Source organism: Clostridium sp. (genome assembly GCF_016650035.1).
Classification (GTDB): Bacteria; Bacillota; Clostridia; order Clostridiales; family Clostridiaceae; genus Clostridium_AD.
In genome coordinates, this window is sequence record NZ_JAENWM010000037.1 from 13,774 (window position 1) to 35,594 (window position 21,821).

The 21,821-nt window shown below is 30.5% G+C and carries 24 protein-coding genes and 2 tRNA genes; 2 read left to right on the plus strand and 24 right to left on the minus strand.

Annotated elements, in window-relative coordinates; all coding sequences use genetic code 11:
- Window positions 1-112: 112 nt before the first annotated feature.
- From JJD95_RS10375 to polA, 22 genes are all read right to left on the minus strand, one after another.
- Window positions 113-976, minus strand: coding sequence for a M50 family metallopeptidase (locus JJD95_RS10375; protein ID WP_291642946.1), 864 nt, complete (start codon window positions 974-976; stop codon window positions 113-115).
- Window positions 973-1,344: an endopeptidase gene (locus tag JJD95_RS10380; RefSeq protein WP_291642947.1), complete on the minus strand. Its 372-nt coding sequence runs from the start codon at window positions 1,342-1,344 to the stop codon at window positions 973-975. The genes JJD95_RS10375 and JJD95_RS10380 overlap by 4 nt, the downstream gene beginning before the upstream one ends.
- A gap of 167 nt (window positions 1,345-1,511) precedes the next feature.
- The gene (mgsA, locus tag JJD95_RS10385) at window positions 1,512-1,883 is read right to left on the minus strand and encodes a methylglyoxal synthase (protein WP_291642948.1); all 372 of its coding nucleotides are present in this window, start codon (window positions 1,881-1,883) and stop codon (window positions 1,512-1,514) included.
- Window positions 1,884-1,906: 23 nt separating this feature from the next.
- On the minus strand, window positions 1,907-3,022 hold the full coding sequence (rodA, locus tag JJD95_RS10390; protein WP_291642949.1) for a rod shape-determining protein RodA: 1,116 nt from the start codon (window positions 3,020-3,022) through the stop codon (window positions 1,907-1,909).
- A gap of 90 nt (window positions 3,023-3,112) precedes the next feature.
- Window positions 3,113-3,376, minus strand: coding sequence for a cell division topological specificity factor MinE (minE, locus tag JJD95_RS10395; RefSeq protein WP_291642950.1), 264 nt, complete (start codon window positions 3,374-3,376; stop codon window positions 3,113-3,115).
- A 12-nt stretch (window positions 3,377-3,388) separates the two neighbouring features.
- Window positions 3,389-4,195, minus strand: a complete 807-nt coding sequence (minD, locus tag JJD95_RS10400; protein ID WP_291642951.1) for a septum site-determining protein MinD — start codon at window positions 4,193-4,195, stop codon at window positions 3,389-3,391.
- A gap of 14 nt (window positions 4,196-4,209) precedes the next feature.
- A complete protein-coding gene (gene minC / locus JJD95_RS10405; protein ID WP_291642952.1) occupies window positions 4,210-4,842 on the minus strand; it encodes a septum site-determining protein MinC in 633 nt (210 codons plus the stop codon).
- A 255-nt stretch (window positions 4,843-5,097) separates the two neighbouring features.
- Window positions 5,098-8,028 (minus strand): penicillin-binding transpeptidase domain-containing protein, encoded by a 2,931-nt coding sequence (locus JJD95_RS10410; protein ID WP_291642953.1) that lies wholly within the window; start codon window positions 8,026-8,028, stop codon window positions 5,098-5,100.
- Between the two features lie 52 nt (window positions 8,029-8,080).
- Window positions 8,081-8,572, minus strand: coding sequence for a rod shape-determining protein MreD (mreD, locus tag JJD95_RS10415; protein ID WP_291642954.1), 492 nt, complete (start codon window positions 8,570-8,572; stop codon window positions 8,081-8,083).
- Window positions 8,573-8,582: 10 nt separating this feature from the next.
- On the minus strand, window positions 8,583-9,434 hold the full coding sequence (gene mreC, locus JJD95_RS10420) for a rod shape-determining protein MreC (RefSeq protein WP_291642955.1): 852 nt from the start codon (window positions 9,432-9,434) through the stop codon (window positions 8,583-8,585).
- Between the two features lie 2 nt (window positions 9,435-9,436).
- On the minus strand, window positions 9,437-10,444 hold the full coding sequence (locus JJD95_RS10425; protein WP_291642956.1) for a rod shape-determining protein: 1,008 nt from the start codon (window positions 10,442-10,444) through the stop codon (window positions 9,437-9,439).
- A gap of 20 nt (window positions 10,445-10,464) precedes the next feature.
- Window positions 10,465-11,151, minus strand: a complete 687-nt coding sequence (gene radC / locus JJD95_RS10430; protein ID WP_291642957.1) for a DNA repair protein RadC — start codon at window positions 11,149-11,151, stop codon at window positions 10,465-10,467.
- A 12-nt stretch (window positions 11,152-11,163) separates the two neighbouring features.
- A complete protein-coding gene (locus JJD95_RS10435) occupies window positions 11,164-11,739 on the minus strand; it encodes a Maf-like protein (protein ID WP_291642958.1) in 576 nt (191 codons plus the stop codon).
- 10 nt (window positions 11,740-11,749) lie between these two features.
- Window positions 11,750-11,968: a DUF4321 domain-containing protein gene (locus JJD95_RS10440; RefSeq protein ID WP_291642970.1), complete on the minus strand. Its 219-nt coding sequence runs from the start codon at window positions 11,966-11,968 to the stop codon at window positions 11,750-11,752.
- Window positions 11,969-12,192: 224 nt separating this feature from the next.
- Complete coding sequence (locus JJD95_RS10445; protein WP_291642959.1) at window positions 12,193-12,927, minus strand: hypothetical protein; 735 nt, start codon at window positions 12,925-12,927, stop codon at window positions 12,193-12,195.
- A gap of 112 nt (window positions 12,928-13,039) precedes the next feature.
- Window positions 13,040-13,555 carry a GNAT family N-acetyltransferase gene (locus JJD95_RS10450; protein ID WP_291642960.1) on the minus strand — a complete coding sequence of 172 codons (516 nt, stop codon included), beginning with the start codon at window positions 13,553-13,555 and terminating at the stop codon, window positions 13,040-13,042.
- A gap of 200 nt (window positions 13,556-13,755) precedes the next feature.
- Complete coding sequence (locus tag JJD95_RS10455) at window positions 13,756-14,190, minus strand: hypothetical protein (RefSeq protein WP_291642961.1); 435 nt, start codon at window positions 14,188-14,190, stop codon at window positions 13,756-13,758.
- Window positions 14,191-14,338: 148 nt separating this feature from the next.
- Window positions 14,339-14,461 (minus strand): hypothetical protein, encoded by a 123-nt coding sequence (locus JJD95_RS10460; protein ID WP_291642962.1) that lies wholly within the window; start codon window positions 14,459-14,461, stop codon window positions 14,339-14,341.
- A gap of 143 nt (window positions 14,462-14,604) precedes the next feature.
- Window positions 14,605-14,686, minus strand: a tRNA-Leu gene (locus JJD95_RS10465).
- A gap of 108 nt (window positions 14,687-14,794) precedes the next feature.
- Window positions 14,795-15,355: a lytic transglycosylase domain-containing protein gene (locus JJD95_RS10470; protein WP_291642963.1), complete on the minus strand. Its 561-nt coding sequence runs from the start codon at window positions 15,353-15,355 to the stop codon at window positions 14,795-14,797.
- Entirely contained in the window at window positions 15,345-15,962 is a 618-nt protein-coding gene (coaE, locus tag JJD95_RS10475; RefSeq protein ID WP_291642964.1) for a dephospho-CoA kinase, read from the minus strand. Before coaE ends, JJD95_RS10470 begins: the two co-directional genes overlap by 11 nt.
- A 20-nt stretch (window positions 15,963-15,982) precedes the next feature.
- Complete coding sequence (gene polA / locus JJD95_RS10480; RefSeq protein ID WP_291642965.1) at window positions 15,983-18,598, minus strand: DNA polymerase I; 2,616 nt, start codon at window positions 18,596-18,598, stop codon at window positions 15,983-15,985.
- A gap of 272 nt (window positions 18,599-18,870) precedes the next feature.
- On the opposite strand from polA, the gene JJD95_RS10485 reads away from it, so the two are divergent.
- Together JJD95_RS10485 and JJD95_RS10490 are read left to right on the plus strand one after the other, a co-directional pair.
- Window positions 18,871-18,957: transfer RNA gene (locus tag JJD95_RS10485), tRNA-Leu, on the plus strand.
- Between the two features lie 801 nt (window positions 18,958-19,758).
- A complete protein-coding gene (locus tag JJD95_RS10490; protein WP_291642966.1) occupies window positions 19,759-20,469 on the plus strand; it encodes a VanZ family protein in 711 nt (236 codons plus the stop codon).
- 422 nt (window positions 20,470-20,891) lie between these two features.
- On the opposite strand, the gene JJD95_RS10495 is transcribed toward JJD95_RS10490, so the two are convergent.
- The gene (locus JJD95_RS10495) at window positions 20,892-21,143 is read right to left on the minus strand and encodes a hypothetical protein (protein ID WP_291642967.1); all 252 of its coding nucleotides are present in this window, start codon (window positions 21,141-21,143) and stop codon (window positions 20,892-20,894) included.
- A 217-nt stretch (window positions 21,144-21,360) separates the two neighbouring features.
- Window positions 21,361-21,558: a PF20097 family protein gene (locus JJD95_RS10500; RefSeq protein WP_291642968.1), complete on the minus strand. Its 198-nt coding sequence runs from the start codon at window positions 21,556-21,558 to the stop codon at window positions 21,361-21,363.
- Window positions 21,559-21,821: the final 263 nt, after the last annotated feature.

Consider the following 21,821-nt stretch of genomic DNA (forward strand, 5'->3'; position numbering starts at 1 on the left):
AGTTAAATCTCAAAACAAAAAATAACTTTAGGCATCCTCAATAAAATAACAGTGGTAAACCGTAAGCCTTAAACAGACTCACATAACGACTGGGTCTTTTTTTGAAGATGCCTTATAATATTTTACTTTTTATTTTTTTACAACTAATGTAATCTTTTAAAGTTATATTACCGTAGGTTTTTATTGCCTCAAGAATTTCTTCTTCGTACAAAATTTCTAGTACATTCATATTTTCATCTAATACAGTAAATATATTATACTTATTTTTATCAATTATTCCAAGAACCAATAATAAATCCTTATTGCAAAAAACAGATATGCTTCTATTCTCTATATATCCTCTATTTATAAATCTGTGTTTCTTCTTTATAATATAGCCCATAATCAAATATACTATCCTTTCTTTCTCTTTAATTGAAGATATTAATATAAATAAAGATATTAGTCCCAAATTCAAATTACTTTTATTTAAATCCACACTTACAAAGTATATAAACATAAAAATGCTTCCAAGTACCATACTTACCCTAATAGAAATTTCATTAGCCTTTCTATATATAGTTTTGAAAGATAATATGTCTCTTAACACTCTCCCACCATCTAGTGGAAATGCTGGTATAAGGTTGAAAATCCCTATAGCTAAATTAGTCCTATATATTAAATTAAAAAATTCTATATTATAAGATATAAATAACACATAAAAAATAACTGCTAATAATAAGTTTAATAGTGGACCTGATAGTGAAATTATTAAATCCTCCTTAGGACTTGCTTCATCTAAATCTTTCATCTTAAGTACAGCGCCTATAGGAAGTATTTCTATATCAAATCCCGAAAAACCTAAAATCCTAGCAGTTTTGTAATGCGTTAATTCATGAATTAATACCATCAAAAAAGCTATTATAATCTCACCTTTAAACCCTAGTATTATTAATAAAATAATGTAGGGTATAAATAACTTACTTATTCTTATCAATTAATCATTTCCTGTTCACTAGAAATTGTGCCTTTAACCTTATCTATAAAATCCACTGTAATAGAACCTATATCTTCAAATTTAAAGCCTTTAGCACTATTTATTAATGTACTATAATCATAATGTTTACTTATAGCCTCTTTAGAGTAATTATAAACATACTGAGTTTTAGGTGTAACTACCGTCTTGCAAAATAGCACAAAAATAATCAGCACTAAAACGCCAATAAGTTCTCTTGTTATTCTCTTTATAAAAAAATTTGACATTCTACTGTTTTTATTACTATCACCATAAATTTTATTTGTACCCCATTGTTTTCTAGCTAAATTATTATAATAACTTTGATACTGTGTATTATAATTACCCATTTCCTCCCCCTCATACAATGATTTCATTATTTATATATATTTATTTTTTTTCATTTATATTACTTATTTAAAGAAAAAAATATATGTAAGTCCTTTAAAAACAAAACAAGCACTACTAAATAAGTAGTGCTCACTGCTTATTTAGTAGTGCTCCATAAATTCTATTATTATTCACGATTTTTCAAACTTCTCATAAGTACTTCTGCTGTTCCTAAATTTGTAGCAAGTGGAACACAATGTACATCACATAATCTAAGCAGTGCTGAGATGTCCGGTTCATGAGGTTGCGCCGTAAGTGGATCTCTTAAAAAAATTATCATATCCAGTTCCCCTTGTGCAAGCTTTGCTCCAATCTGCTGGTCGCCTCCTAGGGGTCCAGACAAAAACCTAGTAACCTGAAGTCCCACTTGTTCAGTTATTAATTTCCCTGTTGTTCCTGTTCCATATAACTCATGTTGCTTTAAAATATCCTTATAACGTTTTGCGAAATCAATCATTTCATCTTTTTTTTTATCATGTGCTATTAGTGCTATTCTCATATTTATCACTCCTTGCAATTAATTTAAAAGTTTATTTTCTTCTTTCTCATACCTACATTTAATACAAGTCCTAGTGCAATAAAACTTGTTAAAAGAGAACTTCCACCATAACTCATAAATGGTAAGGTTATCCCTGTAATTGGCATAAGACCAACGGTCATGCCTATGTTTTGCATTATTGAAAACAATAAATTCGAAATAAATCCCACACATATTACAGTTCCAAAAATATCCTTAGCATTTTTTGCAATTTTTATCAATTGATATATTAGTGTACCATATAAAAGAAGTAAAAATAATGCACCAAGTAGTCCCCACTCTTCTCCCAAAACCGCAAAAATAAAATCCGTATGGTTTTCTGGAACAAACTTAAACTGTATTCCTTTTGTGAACCCTCTACCCAATATTCCACCGGATCCCAGAGCAAGTTTTGATTGATAAAGCTGAAGTCCATAACCTATTTGATCCTTCTCAGGACTTAGGAAAGATGTAAGTCTTCCCTTCCAATAAGGTTTTATAATTGACGAATTCCATACACCTACAATTACTAGTAAAAGTGTTGTTACTCCTCCAATTATCACTTTAGAGTCTAGTCCTATACAAAAAAATATCCCCAGCACTATAAAAAAACTAACCATAGTCATTCCCATATCTGGTTGAATAACAATAAGGAGCATCGGCACCGCTGCATAAAATATTAACTCTATTAAATTTTTAGGTTCATTAATTTTCCCTTCCATATCATCTAATTTCTTTGCTATGATTATTATCATGCCAATTTTAGCAAACTCTGAGGGTTGTATGCCCACACCATGAAATCTTATCCAAGAATTTGCGCCATTAGTGACCTTTCCAAAAACATCTCCAATTATTAGCAGTAAAATTCCTACCCAATATATTATAACCGCATAATTTTTCATTAACATATAATCAAATACTAAAAGAAAATAAACTGTAATAAGACCTAATATCATAAACGCAATTTGCATCTTAACGTAATGATTTCCACTATTCTTATTCGTCGCACTATAAATATTTATGCATCCAAAAATAACTATACAAATTGCAATTATAATTGCACCATAATTCAATTCTCTTAAAAGTTTCTTATTAAGTTTTAGATTCTTTAAAATATCCATGCATACCCTACCTCCATCTCAAATATGATTATATCATATTACAAAAAAAAAGCTATGCATAACTTATTAATTATACATAGCTTAGATAGCTTATCTTTTAATTTTTTTAATAGGAATATTAGCAATTAATGCTGGTGAACTTCCTTCATATTCTTCTGTTGTTGTAAGTCTAACTTCGATTTCTCCTGCTTCTACTTCAGCGTACTTTTGTATTACCTTAAGTATGTCACTTTTGATCATTTCCAAAAAATCCGGTGAAAAATCTGCTCTATCATGTATTAAAATTAACTTTAATCTATCACTAGCAATATCTTTCGAAAAAATCTTATTAGAAAACATTTTAAATAAATTCATTAATGTCCCCCCCTATATTCCTTTAAATATTTTTTTTATTGAAGCAAAGAATCCTGTGTCACTACAGGATGAACCATCTAGTGTAGCGTAAGATACTTCCTCACCCATTATTCTTTTAGCAATATTTTTAAAAGCGAGTCCCGCCAAAGACTTTTCATCTAATACAATTGGCTCACCCCTATTGGTTGAAATGGTAACCTTCCTATCATCTGGAACAATTCCTATTAATTTAATTGCTAGGCATTCTATAATATCGTCCACAGATAGCATATCTCCACTTTTGGTCATTTCATAGTTTATTCTATTTATTATAACCTCATGTCTATCTAAACCTTTAGAATCTAATTTCCCAATTACTCTATCTGCATCTCTAACTGAAGTTAATTCTGGATTGACAACAATAATAGCTCTATCAGCCCCTACTATAGCATTCTCAAAACCTTGTTCTATTCCAGCAGGACAATCTATAATAACGTAATCAAATTCTTCTTTAAGTTCATTTACTACCAGTAGCATATCTTTTATATTAATGTCATTTTTGTCTCTTGTTTGAGCCGTAGGCATTAAATATAAATTACTAAACCTTTTATCTTTTATTAGTGCTTGCTTTAACCTACATCTTTTTTCAATAACATCTACTAATGTAAATACTACCCTGTTCTCAAGTCCCATTAGCACATCAAGGTTTCTAAGGCCTGTATCCCCATCAATAACTACTACCTTTTTATCCATAGATGCAAGCGCTGTCCCTATATTCGCCGTGGTAGTTGTTTTACCAACACCACCTTTGCCTGATGTTATAACTATAGCTTCTCCCATGTTCATTCCCTCCATTAAATATATTTATTCTCTAAATATGGTTCTACAATAATACTGCCGTTTTTAATTTTTGCAACCTCAGGATATAAAGGTTTAAGGTTGTCTTCAGGGGACCTTGTGACAATGTTTCCAATCTGGAGTATTTGAGGTTCCAATTTAAATGCCGCAATTATAGCTTTTTCATTACCATTAGTACCTGCATGAACAACTCCCCTTAAATTACCAATAACAATTATATTTCCAGCTGCATATATTTCGGCTCCTGGATTTACATCTCCAACTATAACTATATTACCTGGGTAATTTATACTTTGTCCACTTCTTATTGTTTTTCTAAGAAACTTAGTTTTTCCTTCATATATACCATTAAACACTTTAGGGATAGATTCCTCTTGGTCTTGAAAAATACAATCACTAATTAAAAACTCATCGAATAATATTTCCTTTAATTTTCTACTTTCCCTTTCATTTATGTATTTAAGTTCCGTTGTAATTTTTATAGTGCTACCCCTATAAAACTTTTTACCTTTTGAAAGCTTTTCAATCAAAGATTCTAACATATCATCAAAATCATTGAAATGATTCATATTTATAACTACATTTAATCCCTCTTTATTGCCCTTAATTATTATCTTATCTGTAACCATAATTTTTACCTCCTAGCTCTCCTATGTGGCGCACATCATAATTCAACTTAAACTATTATTTCAACATAATATCATTAAATTCCTTCTTAATTTCAATATAAATATATTTTTTTTATTTTATATGTGTGTTTTTAATTTTTACGACAATAAAATCCATGTTTTTTTATGATTAAAGATCAAATAAACTCTGACAAATAGATCCGCCAGAGTTATTTGAAGTTTTTACATAATTAAATAAGTCACAGTTATTTTCTACTAATCAGGAGACAGTCCACCTGAATCCTTATTAATTTCTATATTAGCAGTTTTCTCCTTTGGATCAACCTGAAATTTATATTCAGGATCTTTTTTTAGTATTGCATCTTTAAAATATTGCTCATAAACTGCTTTTGCAATTGGTGCAACATATGCACCATGACCTCCATCGAAAACCACGGCACAAACAGCTATTTCAGGTTTATCATAAGGCGCAAATCCTATATAATAACCATAGGACGTCCTTCCTAGTGCAGATTGTATTGTATCATTAAAAGTAGCTGAACCTGTTTTACCTCCACTTAGTATAGGGAAATCTCCAAAAACTGAATACGCTGTACCTCCTTTATTACTAGTAACTTCTAGCATACCTTCTTTGATTAGTTTAATGGTTTTATCACTTACTCCAGTTTTTTCTAAAACTACAGGCTCAATTTCTTTAATTACATTTCCATCTGGATCTAAAAATTTATCAACCAAGTGCGTTTCATATCTATTTCCGCCATTCACCATAGTTGCCACATAATTGGCTAACTGTAGCGGTGTAAAAACATTAAACCCTTGACCTATAGCTGCATTATATGCATTAGCAGCAGAAGAAATTTCATTCCTACAATTATTTATTTCACCATTTACCACTGCTGCCATATCTTCTATATCTTTTACCGTATACTTATTATTTTTTAATACCTCCGAAGCTTCAATAAGTTTTTTTAAGTTATTAGTGGAATCATATTCACCATCAAGCTTTTTCATTTCTGCTTTAGCATAGGCAAGAAATACTTTGTTTTGTTCATTTGCTTTTTTGATTTCATCAATTTCCTTCTTACTTCCGCTTTCCTTTTGTGGCATCATATCCAGTGGCTTATATTTACCTTGAACTCGATTTGTTCCCTCTTGTAAGTAATTTATCATATTACTTATATAAATATTAGATAATATTTCTCTACTAGATTCATAATTGTATACCTGCCCAAAGCTTTCTGGTATCTCTATACCTGTATAAGGTTTTTTATCACCACTAGAATCTACACCAAGACCAAATTTCCATGCATATTTTGCTATTAAATCTAGCCCATTTTTATTCTCTCCACCCTTTGCAAAAAGTAAATCTGCTACCTCATAAAAGAAATAATTACAAGATACTTTTAGTGCCTCTTTAACATCTATAAGTCCATGCCCAAAATTACTATCATTAAATCTCCAACAAGCTGAAGTAACGTCAGGATAACGTTTATTGTAGTAGCCATGAAGAACACCACCGCCATCTAGCACTTTAGTAGTCTCGTTTATAACGCCTTCTTCTAGTCCCGCAATAGCTGTTAGTGGCTTAAAAATGGAACCAGGAGGTATTAGAGATTTAGTTGCATTATTAAAAGTTGGTTTTGGAAAAATATCGTTGTTATCCCTCCGGATTGTAGTATTACCTTCTATATTTTTATCTATAGGAAACATATAATCAAGTATTATTTGTTCTTTTTCTGTTTCTGTTTTTTCCTCAATATCTTTATAAGTTAAAACACCTTCTAATTTTGTTAACCCTCGTTTTCGGATATATTCTAATCCCAATTTCTCTATATCTGGGTTTAAATACGAATTATATAACTCACTCGTTAACCTTCCAGGCACTGCAAACATATTAGGATCATAACCGGGTCTGCTTGCTAAGGCTAATACCTTACCTGTATTAACATCCAGAACCACTACCGCGCCTCTGTTTGCATTTGTTGTATTTACATCTTTAACTTTCCCTTGTTTCTGTAAGTCCAGCATTACAGCATCTAAAGACTTCTCTGCAGCATATTGCATATCTACATCTATATTAAGCTGTATTGTTTGCCCAGGATAAGTTTCAATCTTACCAAGTGATTTAACTTTACGTCCTTGTTTATTAACTGAAATACTTTCTTGGCCTTTAGTTCCTCTTAAAACATCTTCAAAACTCGCTTCAATTCCTGCAGCACCTATATAATCCGTGCTTATATCATAGCCTTTTTCCTCATATTTATCTTTATTCCAAGTATTTATTTTTGAAATATAACCTAGAAAAGCAGAGCCTAAGTCCTTATTAGGATAAACTCTAATTGGTTGAGTTAAGACACTGATACCTGGAATTTCAGATTGCATTTGTTCAAAAATAAAGGAACGTTCTCGAGAAAAATTATTAGCAATAATTACAGGCTTATATCCTGAAAAGCTCTGCATCCACAAAGAATCCTTAACTAACATATACCTACGAAGCTCTTCTTTACTTTTGCTTTCAAAACCGTTAATTTCAGCTATTTTATACTGCACTATTAACTCATTAAAGACTTCTTCAGGGGTGATTTCTAAAAGCTTTGCATCAACTTTTTTGAGTTCATCATCGCTTAAGTCATCTATCCTTTTGTCACCGTATAACTCCGTAATAACGTCAGTATCAAAGCCTCTATCTTTTTTAAATCTAAGTTCTGTCCAATCTTGTGATGGCTTGTCTTGAGTCTTAAAATCAAAACTGTACTCCGTATATTTTTTATCATCACTGGTGTTCACTTTAAGTAAAAACTCATCTACTTGAATAGCCTTCTTCTTATCATCATCAATACTTTTATCATCAAGAATTTTAAATACCTTATCCATAGTGGTAAAAAAAACTTCTTCACTCTCATCCGTATTTGTAAATGTTAATATAGAACTTGTCTCACTCGTAGCAAGTATAGTACCGTTTCTATCAATTATTTCACCTCTGGGAGCTGGTGTTGATATTATCTTGTTATCTTTTTGATTTGCAGTTTCTCTATATCCCTCACCATTAACCACCTGTATATTCACTAACTTTGATATAATCGCTGTAAAAATTATAAGCATAATTATTACCAGTGCATTAAATCTAGAAAATTGGTTTTTCTCTTTATTTTTCTCCCTCAACATTCCACTTATTTTCGTCCTCACTATTCCACCAACCCTTTAAAAACTTGTTAAATCATCCTTTACAAGAGCTATATCAAAATCTCCACTCTTTCTTCATATGTTCTTTTCGAGAAAGTTTATACGTAAATTTATACATAAAAATACAAGCTATTAAATTACATAAAGCTTGATATAATATTATCCCTACACTTGTATATTGTTTTAGTACGAATAACAGAGAAAATACTATTATTCCTTTAAGTAAACTTAATAAAAAAGATGATAGTATTGGAAGAAATGATTTTTCAATAAATATATTTTTACCTATGTTTGCAGCAACAACACACACAATCATATTGCAGAGCATATTAATTCCAAACCCATTAAAAAAATACAAATCCTGCAGTGCGCCAGTAAAAACTCCAATTATCACTGCATCTTTTGGAGAACTAACAATAGAATAACACAGTGCAAAAGTAAATAGCAGACTTGGAAACGCACCGTATATCTTAAGTAAAGGCATCAAAGTATTATCTAATATTAGGAATAGAATACATAAAAATACTAATGTTAATATCCTCTTCATATTACAACTCCTAATAGTTTATTTCCCCTGTACTGTCTTCTTGGGGTACCACAATAAAAACCTCTTGGATTTTTGAAAAGTCCACGTATGGTTGTATTATGGCAGTTTTCATTACTGCACCTTTATCTTCATAAACACTTAGAACATTTCCTATTCTAATTCCAGCCGGATAAAATTCACCAAGACCCGATGTCACTATTATATCACCTTTTTTTATATCCGAATCTATAGAAATACGCTGTATTTCTGCAAGTGATTTACCATTTTCATCTTTATATCCTCTAACCATACCATTATTATCGCCTGGTCCATGAATAAGAGCTGCCACACCTATGTTTTCATTAGCTAAGGTTTGAACTATAGCCCAATTACTAGCTACAGATGTAACCTGACCTACAAGGCCATCTCCAGTCATAGCTATCATTCCTTTTTTTATACCTTTATCTGTACCCTTATTTATATAAAAACCATCTGAAAAACTACTTCCACTTAATCCATTTATGTCAGCACCTATGTACGTATATTCATTTCTTGGTTGTGAAAAGTCATAAATTTTTCTAAATCTTTCATTCTCTTTTAACGCAGTATCATATTCTAAGGCTTTTGTTTGTAACTCACTATTAGTTTTCCTAAGTTCTTCATTTTCCTTCTTAACATCTGAGAAGTTTGTTATAAATTTGAAAGTACCTTTTATTTTATAAAAACCATTAAAAAATACACCCTGAACTGAATTTATAGTTACCCCTAACCCATTCTCAACCACGGACATTTTTTCTCGATTAGCACTATATCCTATTAAAAATAAAAATGTAACTGACAGTATTATAATAACTACCGCCAGTTTATTCTTCATAAATCCCATATTTATCTTCTTTTACTCATAACATCTATATTATCGAGAGCCTTACCTGCTCCTATAGCAACACAGTCCAATGGATTTTCGGCTATATGTACAGGCATATGTGTTTCACTGTTTATAAGTGCATCTATTCCTTTTAGAAGTGCGCCACCGCCAGTCAACATAATTCCTTTATCCATTATATCCGAAGCTAGTTCTGGTGGGGTTTTTTCTAGGGTTGTAATTATTGCCTCAATTATTGCTTGAACTGGTTCACTGAGGGCTTCCCTTATTTCCTTTTGGGTTATTTCTATAAGTTTTGGTAACCCCGATATTAGATCTCTACCTGTAATTCCCATGTTCATTTCATCATCTTCTGATGGAAATACTGATCCAAGCTCCATTTTAATGTTTTCTGCAGTTCTCTCTCCTATCATAAGATTGTACTGTTTCTTAATAAAGGCTATTATTGACTGATCAAGCTCATCACCTGCAATTCTTAAAGACTTGCTTGTTACGATACCACCTAATGAAATTATTGCAACCTCAGTAGTTCCACCTCCAATATCCACTATCATGCTTCCAGTGGGTTCATTCACAGGAAGTCCAGCTCCAATAGCTGCTGCCATTGGCTCTTCCATTAAATACGCTTCCCTTGCTCCTGCTCTTTTAGTCGCTTCCTCTATTGCTCTCTTTTCAACTTCTGTTACACCAGACGGGAACCCAACTACAATTCTTGGGCTTGTAAAACCTTTTGAAGTAACTTTATTAATAAAGTGCCTAAGCATTTTTTCAGTAACATTAAAATCCGCAATTACTCCATCCCTCATAGGCCTAATGGCAACAATGTTGCCTGGTGTTCTACCTATCATCTGTTTAGCTTCTTCACCAACTGCTAAAATCTTATTAGTATCTTTATTTATAGCTACAACAGAAGGTTCTCTTAATACAATTCCTTTGCCCTTAAGATAAACCAATGTATTTGCTGTTCCTAAATCTATTCCCATATCACGAGACGTTCCAAATATCCCCATTAAAATTTCTCCTTTCGTATCTAAAGCAATCCTTTTTCTTTTAAACTAATATACGTTCCATTTCCAATAATTATATGATCAAGCACTTCTATGCCTAGTAGCTTTCCACATTCTTTAAGCCTTGCAGTAATGCTTATATCTTCCTTACTAGGTGTTGGATCTCCTGAAGGATGATTGTGGCAAATGACCACAGATGCACTACACTTTTTGATAGCCTCATAAAAAACTTCTCTTGGATGAACTATTGAAGTGTTTAAATTTCCAATTGAAATATCTTTTATACTTATAATGATATTTTTTGTGTTTAGCATAATTAATTTAAGATATTCTTTTTTTAAATATCTCATTTCCTCCATAAGATACTGTGCAATATCTTTTGGCGAAGTAATTTTATACTCTTCTCCAGATTTAAAACTTTTAAATCTTTTGGAAATTTCAGTAAGCGCTAAAAGTTGCGTTGCTTTAGCTTCTCCAATACCCTTTAAGCTCATAAATTCTTCTGCACTTGAGCTTAAAAGTCCATTTAGTCCACCACACTCAGATATTAATCTACCACAAAGGTTTAAAATATTTTCTTGTTTAGATCCTGTTCTAAGTATTATGGCTAATAGTTCATTGTTGGATAATGTTTCAGCACCGTATCTTAATAACTTCTCCCTCGGTCTTTCATTTTGAGGTAAATCCATAATTTTATAAGTCATACCCATAAAACAACTCCTTTATAGATTGACCCCCATCTCCCTTAACATATAGTACAATTTATTTACCGGTAACCCCACCACATTATAATAACAACCCTTTATCTCTTCAACAAATAAAGATGCTGCTCCTTGTATTCCGTAAGCTCCGGCTTTATCAAAAGGCTCTTCTGTTTCTATGTAATTGTTTATTTCTTGCTCAGTTAGTTTTGAAAATTTAACTTGTGTACAAACATACTCAGTAGAAATCTCTTGAGTTTCAGTATTTATTACTGCAATTCCTGAATATACCTCGTGTATATTGCCACTTAAAGCAGTGAGCATTTTAAAAGCTTCCTCACTATCTTTAGGCTTTCCGAGCACTTCACCCTTAAAGTAAACTACAGTATCACACCCTATTATAGCAGCTGGTTTTTTCACAGAGCTTGTTATATCCATAGCCTTTCCTCTTGCAAGTGCCATAACATAGTCTCCACAACTACCTGAAAAAGGTATGTCGCTTTCCTCAAATTCACTTGCTTTTATCTTGAAATTACTTGTTATTTTTTTTAAAAGTTCCGCTCTACGTTCTGACGCAGAAGCTAAAATAATATTCACTACATCACTCCTAATATTTTTTATATAGTATTATTGCCAAAACGATGCCTATAATAGACATAATGTTAACATTAAAATTCAAACCGAAAGTTACTGATAACACTTTAAGATCTATAAGCATTGGCGTACTCATTCCTATGGTATATGTATTCTCCAAAAAACCCAGTGCATTTATATTCTCGCCCAATAGTTCACCTATTAAACTTCCACAAATAGCCCCTATCAGCATAAAAAAAATAAAATATGAATTTTTCTTTTCTGAACTTTTCAAATTACATCCCCCACTTTACTTATATATCTTATACATTTTAACATTGAATAGGACTATAAACAAGTGTATAAACCATTATTCAAGAAATGTTTATAATTACACTTCGTTAATATAGAAGGTATTTATCAATAAATAAGACTAAAAAAACACAAATGAATTAAAATAATCCATTTGTGTTTTATCTAGACTGTAAGTAATTTTTTAATAAATTTATAAATATATATATACCCTTCCTCCGTTTTTTCCTTTTTAATCTCCTCAGGCAAGGCAGTTAAATATGCTTTTATTACAGTCATATCCTTATAATTTTCACTTTTTTCATCAGCACCCTCTAAAGAAAGGAGCCATTTTTTAAGTTCCTCAGTCGTATATCCACTAGTATCTTTTTCTGAGACCTTATTTAATATTCTAATGTTTGCACTTACCATTTCATTAGTTTGTGCACTTGTTGAATCCTTTGCAGTAAGTCCCAGTTTAACTTTAAAATAATCTATTTTGTTTTCTGTAAGTACCTTTGTAATACTATCAATAGAATCAGTTGGATAAATACCAAACAATACTTTATTAACTTTATCTTCTTCAACAATAAATGGTGTACCAAACCTCATCAAACTATTTTTCAAATCTAAAGCTTTTTCCATATCTCCAAAAGCACCACATTGTATTGCTATATAATCACTATTACTTATTTCAGAATTAACCTTTGTAGCATCTGTGCCCTCTTTATTTGGGGTTACCTTATTTTCTGAATTTATTTTAGTTTTATCATCAGCAACACTATTGCCACTAGTATTTTTGGGTAATACTTTTGAAATAAGCGTACCTAGAGCAATAGCTATTATTACTGTTAAGATAATTCCGATCATAAAATTACTACTTTTCCTAGGTGGTTTATAATTATATCTAGTATATCTCACTTAAACATCCCCTAACTTATATATCTTAAGGCTTTCTTTTTTTCACCTGCCTTATTTAAAATATTATTAATTAAAAGTTGATTTTAGAATAAGAAAAGAAAATATATTATTCCTATCGGATCGTTTTTTTCAAAATTAAAATATCCTTATCTTTACCATCTACTTCTAAAAAATTATTTGTTACTCTACTTATCTCAAAATCATTATTTTCCCATAATTCCAGCATCTCTTTATTGTTAACCGAAACAAAAGTATAAAAATTGCGCATTCCATAATTTTCATATAAATGTGTTAAAAACTTATTAATAATTGATGTAGCAATATCCGTACTATATAATTCATATTCTAATAAATAACACATAATCCAGACTTCATTTGGGTTTTTAAATTCTATTCTACCTTTTATAATACCTATAAGTTCACTTCCAAATAAAACTTTAAGAAAATACTCACCCTCGCTGACGTAATACTCTAAATATCTTTCATAGAATTCCACAATACCGTAATTCTTCTTAGCAGCTATGTTAAGAACTCGTTGATTATTAATCCATTTTTCAATTTTGAAGATATCTTCCTTTTCTACATTAACGATGCTAACATCATGGGACACAATATCTATATTAAACATATTACACCTCTTCGATTTTACATGTCTTGAATAATTAAATTCTACGTTACTTTCAAATTTCCTTCAATAAAAAAGTTATATTATTAAAATTCAATTTTAAATTATTAAAACATAATAAAAAATAATCCTATAAATTTTTACAGGATTATTTTATAATTAATTGATTTTATGATTTTATGTTAAATACTACCTATCAGGATTTAATCATCTCTATACATAAATGTAAGCCTAACAATTCTTCTAACTAACCCCACAGCTCTTGTATAAGGTATTCCACACCTAGTAAGCATTCTAAATATTCCAGGATTATATCTCTCAATCTTTCTTACAATGGAATCAACGTCATTGTGTTTAGGATTATACTGATTATATCCCTGGTCATAAGGTTTTCTATCTCCATACATGTTTTGTTCACTTAATCCATAATCCTCATAACCACTCATATCTACATCTTCATATGGCATGCCCATCGGACTCGAACCATTCATAAACATACCCTCGTTATTAAATTGTCCCATTCCCATCCATGGGTCCATACCCATTTGATCAAATCCCTGCATCATAGATTCTAGTGGGACCATTTCATAATCTTCTTTATCCTCTATATCCTCAATATTTCTGTAATCTACCTTCATCATTTTCCTCCTTATTTACCATATTACTAATACATTACCAATTTATGCTGAAATCACTGTTTTGATACTAACTTTTATAATAATTTTACAAAAAAATAAAGTGGATGTAATTACACCCACTTTATTTAACACTATTTATTTAGCTCTTCTATTTTAATCCCCTTACTGGTTTTCTCATGTTACTATCACCGTTCATTGTAACCGGATTATTTCCTTTTTCTTCATATGATTTTATCTGTTTTATATTAGGTTTATTTTTTTTATTTTTCATAAACAACACCTCTCTCAGATGTTAGTTTTCCCGAATTTCTTTTAAAAATTCACTATTTATAGATTCTTCTGTTTTTTTTTAAAAACAAAAAAAAATAGAAGTATTTCTACTTCTACTCTTAACATTCTAATAATATAAATATTTGGTGCGAAAGACGGGACTTGAACCCGTACGGTCTCCCACATGTCCCTTAAACATGCGCGTCTGCCATTCCGCCACTCTCGCAAATGTTACTTACCTAAAGGATAATTAATCTCATAGTCATATGCCCTTACAACTACAAGATTTATTATATATCAGTTTTATGTGAACTGTCAATAATTTTTATCCAATTTACTGAAGTTTATCATCATATAGCTTTAAATAAATATTATAATTCGTTTTTACCTTTTTCACATATTTATCTGTTTCTTCAAATGGTATGTTGTCTATTGTCACCCCATCTTTTGAGTATTCACTATCCTTAAGCCACTTTTGCACATTTCCACGTCCACCATTATAAGCTGCCAAAACCAAATCGATATTACCATCAAATTCTTTGTTTAAATTATTTAAATACCAACATCCCATAGCAATATTAATTTCAGGGTCATTTAATTTTTCCATATTAAAATCCTTTAATTTCATGCTCTCAGCAATCCAAACTGCCGATTCAGGCATTATCTGCATAAGTCCATAAGCACCTCTAGGAGAAACAGCATCCTTCTTAAAATCACTTTCCGTTCTAATCACAGCTGCAGCTAAATGAGGGTCTACATCATACCTTTGTGAATAGACTATTATATAGTTTTCATATTTTACTGAGTAAAAATGTTTAAAAATACTTTTTATATTAAGCAATATAACTATAAAGAAAATTAAGAATAAAAATTTTATAACTTTTTTAAATTTCATAACTTTTCACATTTAACCTTTCTAGCTTCGTAATAATAAAATCTACTTGTAACTTTGTGTTTTCAAGACTTCCTTCATTATCAATAATAAAATCCGCAAACTTCTTCTTTTCATCTATTGGCATTTGAGCTCTAATTCTATCTATTACTTGATCTATTTTTAAAGTATCTCTACTCATAACCCTTTGAATTTGAACTTCCCTACTTGCCCACACTAATATAGTTTTGTCCATAATAGTATGTAAGTTATTTTCTATTAAAGTAGGTGCATCTAAAAAACACAATTCACAATTATTTTCTTCGTATTTCTTTACCCTTAGATGTATCTCACTTAATATATAAGGCATCATTATATTTTCAAGTTTTTTTCTTCGCTTTTCACTCTTAAATATATAATTTCCAAACTCTTTACGCATAAGTTTATCATTTTCGCTAAAAAACTCATACCCAAATTCCTCTTTAATTTGACTAAGCACCTCAGGGTATAGTATAAAAACCTCTTTAGCTACAATATCTGCATCAACAATGGGAAAGCATTTATTTCTTATCATATTAGTTACAGTGCTCTTTCCACTACCTATCCCACCTGTTATTCCAACCTTTAGCATTTTCCACCCCCATTTTTTAATTACTTAGCCTCATACCAAGTTTCTCCTATGCTTATTTCTACTTCTAGAGGAACTGAAAGTTTAATAACATTTTCCATCTGCTGCTTTACTAAATCCTCAACCTGTTTTAGCTCATCCTTATACACATTTAATATTAATTCATCGTGTACTTGAAGAATTAGTGTACTCTTTAATCCTTCTTCTTTTAATTTATGAAATACATTCACCATGGCCAGTTTAATAATATCTGCCGCACTACCCTGAATAGGAGTATTCATGGCAAGTCTTTTTCCAAAAGACTGTACAATTTTATTGGAAGAATTTATTTCAAATATAAATCTTCTTCTATTCAAAATTGTAGTAACACTACTGTTTTTCTCAGCTTCAACTACTATATCTTCCATATATTTTTTAACATTTGGATATCTTGAAAAATAAGTTTCTATATAGGTTTTAGCTTCTTTTCTAGATACATTTATATCCTTAGCTAAACTAAATTCTCCAATACCATATACTATGCCAAAGTTTACAGCTTTAGCATTACTTCTCATTTGGGATGTAACCTCTTCTATAGGCACATTAAATACCTCAGAGGCAGTTTTTGTATGAATATCCTCATGTTTAATAAAAGCCTGTGTTAAATTTTCATCACTGGCTATATGAGCAAGGACCCTAAGCTCTATTTGTGAATAATCCGCCGATAAAATAACACACTGATCATTATGAGGTATGAACACACGTCTTATTGCTCTACCCATTTCATTTCTTATTGGAATGTTTTGCAAATTAGGCTCAGTACTTGACAGTCTTCCAGTTGTTGTAACTGTTTGAGTAAAGTTCGAATGCACTCTAGAATCTGTGTCAATTACTGCTTGTAGACCCTCTATGTAAGTAGAAAAAATCTTTGTAAGTCCTCTATAGCGAGTGATTTCTTTAATAATAGGATGTTTATCTGCTAAGGCCTCTAATACCTCTGCATTAGTTGAATATCCTGTTTTTGTTTTCTTTATAACAGGTAAATCTAATTTCTCAAATAATATTTTACCTAGTTGTTTTGGAGATTTGATATTAAATTCTTCCCCAGATAGTTCATAAATAGTGCTTTCCATTTCATTTATATCTATGGCAAATTTTTTACCTAATTCTGATAGTTTATCCTTGTCTATTTTAAAACCTTCTGCTTCCATATATGATATAGCCTCGGTTAGTGGTTGCTCTACCGTGTATAGAAGTTCTCCCATATCATACTCTTCAATCTTCTTTTCTAATATATCATAAATCCTTTTTAAAAGCGCTACTTTATTAATCCCCTTTTCATTGCCTTCCCCGGAGATAGTAATTCTAAGGTTAGTCTCAATAAGTGTTTCTAAACTGTACTCGCTTTTAGCTGAATCCAACAAATAAGCTGCAAGTTCAGTATCGAATTTCACTCCACGTAGTACAATACCCTCTTTATTAAGAGCAGTATAAGTATTTTTAATGGAATGGCACACCTTTTTAATATCGTTATTCTCAAGAATAATTTTTAAATAACTTATAGTTTTTTCTTTATCCTCACTAAATAACTCCTGGATCACAATGCAATAATTTTCTTCATTATAATTAATGTATATGTTGTTTACGCTAATTTTAGAAAACACATTGGCGTCTTTAATCTCAAATATTATATAAACAGTATCTTTAATTTTATCCACAAGTTCTAGAAAAGCTTCTAGTTTATCCACCACTTTAAACTCCGCAGAAAAAACTTCCTCAATTGAATCCTCATCATCTGGTATTTTAGCTATTAGTGATTTAAATTGTAATTTATAGAATAAATCTTTTACAGCACGAACATCATATTTGTCTTTTGATTTAATTGATTCTAAATCCATTTCCATAGGCACGCAAGTAATAATAGTTGCTAACTTCTTACTGAAAATAGCCTGTTCACTATAAGTTGTTAAATTTTCTATAAGTTTTTTACCACTAAGCTTATCAATATTCATTAGAAGATTTTCTATACTCTTATACTCTTTAATAAGCTTATAAGCCGTTTTTTCACCAATTCCTGGTACACCTGGTATATTATCCGAAGCATCCCCCATTAGTCCCTTTACGTCTATAAATTCCGTAGGGGTTACGCCGTAGTCCTCTATCATGCGTTTTCTATCATAAATTTCTTTTTCAGACATTCCTTTTTTGTTTATTACAATTTTAACATTATCTGTTGCAAGCTGAAGTGCATCTCTATCTCCTGTTACTATAAACACTTCAAGTCCTTGTTCTTCTGCAAATACAGATAACGTTCCTATTAAATCATCCGCTTCATATCCATCTAACTCAAAAATATCTATAGCCATTTTCTCTAAAAGATCGCGAACTATTGAAAACTGTCCTTTAAGCTCATCAGGCATTTTCTTTCGGCCCGCCTTATAGTCCTTATACTCTTCATGACGAAAAGTAGGTGCCTTCCTATCAAAAGTTGTAACGATATAATCTGGCTTAAACTCCTCTTTCATCTTTAAAAGCATACCCGTAAAGCCATAAACCGCATTAGTATATATTCCATCTGAATTTGTTAGGGCTGGTAATGCATAAAAAGCTCTATACATAAGACTGTGCCCATCCAAAATTAATAATCTTTCCTTAGACATGGTAAATCCCTTCTTTCTACTAGTTTTACAACTTAATATATTATATCAATAATAATTTCAACTTCACAATTAATTATATTCACTATATTAGCAATTCTACTTTTACTTTAGTTTTGCCTTATCACTAAACAATTATAACAGTTTATGCTGTGATATAACAATGGTATGAGCTAAAAACTAGCAAATTTTTTGAGAACAAACTTTATATACGAAATATACTATATCTATTGCATTAATTATTAATATATGGTAAAATAAATTTTGTCAGACATGCCGAAGTGGTGGAACTGGCAGACGCGCTGGACTCAAAATCCAGTGGTAGCAATACCGTGCGGGTTCGATTCCCGCCTCCGGCACCATGTATATTAAGGAAAGACTGTATCACTTAGTTTAAGAGCTATGTGATGCAGTCTTTTTTATTAGTTTGCAACAATATTTGCAACAACTAGATTAAACTTATTTATAACTTACTAAAATTTTTAACTTTGCTCTCTATTTGTAATACTTTAAAATGTATAAAATTATATTGGCTTATTAGAGAAAATTATGGAGCTGTATTCTATTAATATACCCAAAAGGAAGTAACGGTTACTAGGTTTCTATGGTGCGTCGTACATAAGTCGAACCCACGAACTTCAGATTCGGAAGAAGCCGTTTTTATTAAGTTTAGATAACCTCCGAACCCTTATAAATAGCCTTTTTACTTTTTAACTAAGTTTAGGTAATACCTATTTGTTTTAAACTATAAGGGGCAAAAAAAGGTGCAAAATTAATTTACCTTTATCTATATAACAATTAATTAAATTTTGATATCAAAAAGTTTCTATAAACTTCCGCATCTCCATATTTAAATTGCCTATTCAATAGTTGTTTGAATAAAAAAATACCGCTCAGTTAAGAAAGCCTAAAAAAGAACTTGATAAGTTCGCGTTTTATCAACCAAAAGTTCGCTTTTCATGTAAGTTTAGTGTTGTCACTTTTCAAACGTAGTAATATAGCTAAAGTTCGCCTATTACATTAAACACGAACTCTCACATAAAAAAAAGGGTATATCACCATATTTTAAACAAGTTTTAAATAACGGAAAATTATGATACAATTTTTAAGTAAGAAAGTATATAAATATATATAAATTTAAGGTGGGTAGGAGGGGTTCATAAATGATGTATATTACTCGTAATTTAATTTTGATAACACCATTTTTTATTATTTCAATACCATTTGTAATAATACATAGAATTTTAGAAATAAAAAAACGTCAGTATTTAGGGATTAAAACAACAAGTTATAAAGAAGTAGGGGTTATTTCATTAATGTACTCATTAATCCTTATAGGAATAGTAACATTTGGTACAAGTATAAATTTTTTTGATATACAGTATATTGCCCAACATATTAATGAATCAATAAAAAATATAAACTTTATTCCATTCAAAGGAATGATAGAATTTGGAGTACATGGGTTTATAAATATTTTCGGAAATATTTTTATATTTATGCCCTTTGGATTTTGTGCTGCATTACTCTCTCGAAAAGAAAAAAAGATAAAACATATAGTTTTAGTAGGCATTGGTATATCGCTTGGTATTGAAATTATTCAGATTTTTATAGTTAGATCTTCAGACATTAATGATCTTATTTTGAATACTTTAGGTACTTTTTTAGGTTTGAGTTTATTGAATTTATTCGAAAAATATTTTCCTGATTTTGTTTATAAATTCACCATTAATAAACCCAAAAATGAAGTAACAATAAAAAATAATAGAAAGATCAATATAATTACAATATTGCAAATAGCTATTTGGATTACTTTACTTGTTAATCTAAGAGATATAGCTATGGGATTTTATCAGTTTAAATTTCTAAAGTAGAATATATTTTAACCATACTTATGAAAATGACCTTCTGGTGTTAAATATAAGAATTTCAAACAAAAAATCATTCCACATAAAAAAGGTTATATTGAACCAAAATAAAGACCACTCTGAACTCCAGATGGGGGTTTTTAAAAAGTTCGACATCTCGACCTTATTCTTTAGCAGAGAGGCATTTTCATAAAATATGATTTTATAATATCTCTTATATTCCTTAAAATTATCAATTAAATATTCATTTTTCCAACTTCTAGTTGTAAGAATAATGGGAAGCTGAAGAATATATAAAAAACACAGAATCACTCCATTACTTTAGTAAATCTAACAGTTGTTTGTATCGTCCGTTTAGAAAACTGCAAATCGACTTCATTATTCAATATTTAGGTAAATTGTCTATAGCTACGAAAATATTATGATATTTACATACCATGATGAAGTATAAAATATTTGTTAGATATAACTTTTTCTGAAAATAATTGTAGCTTTCTAAATTTCTTAACAAGTTCATCTCGATTTATATCAATTCTCGCATAATTGCCATGTGTTACACCATAAGCTGCGTTCCAGCTATATGGGCCAGTAAGGTTTAAAGTAGATGGACCATTTGAAAATAAATCAGCCCATGCTTTTGTTATTTTTAATATAACTTCCGCTCCCTCTTTATCAAACAATGTGACTCCACAATTGTTTAATCCAAGTCGTTTTTGTTAACTCCCTCCTGGATTTTACTAGGATGACGTATCCCCCTTTTGGCGACCTCATATTATAGACTCACTCAGTATAAGAGTAATTGTTAGAGGACACTTTAATTTGCAGTAAATCCTCTATTTTAGACATGAATATCAGCAACTATAAATTTGTATAGAAAAGTGCGAACTATTCGTACTATTAAAGCCCATCAACAGGAATGTCACTTATGAACTTATTGCAAAAGATACATTTGTAAGTTTCTATTTTAGGACACCCACTCCTAGTTAAAGCATGTATTATGCCCTTATGTGCATCTTTTTCTACCCACTTTAATTCTACTCTACTTCCGTAGATGTCGCCTTTTAACATCTCCTTATCACAATATGGACATTTCATATAATAGTCCTCCTTAGTTTTTATTTAGTTTACTAATCCTTTAAAAAAATAGTATGTCGTGCCTTTATACTAGGACGTCATATAACCATTTTCCTATAACTTTAATTTTTTGAACTTCTAATTATAGTGTAGTGCGTCAAAATATAGCTTTATATAACTGCATTCCTAAGTCAAATTATAACTATAATACTAATAATTATCTAGTTATTAATTGCTTTTTTGATAAGCACATTATTTCTATGACAAAAGCTCCTAACGACTTG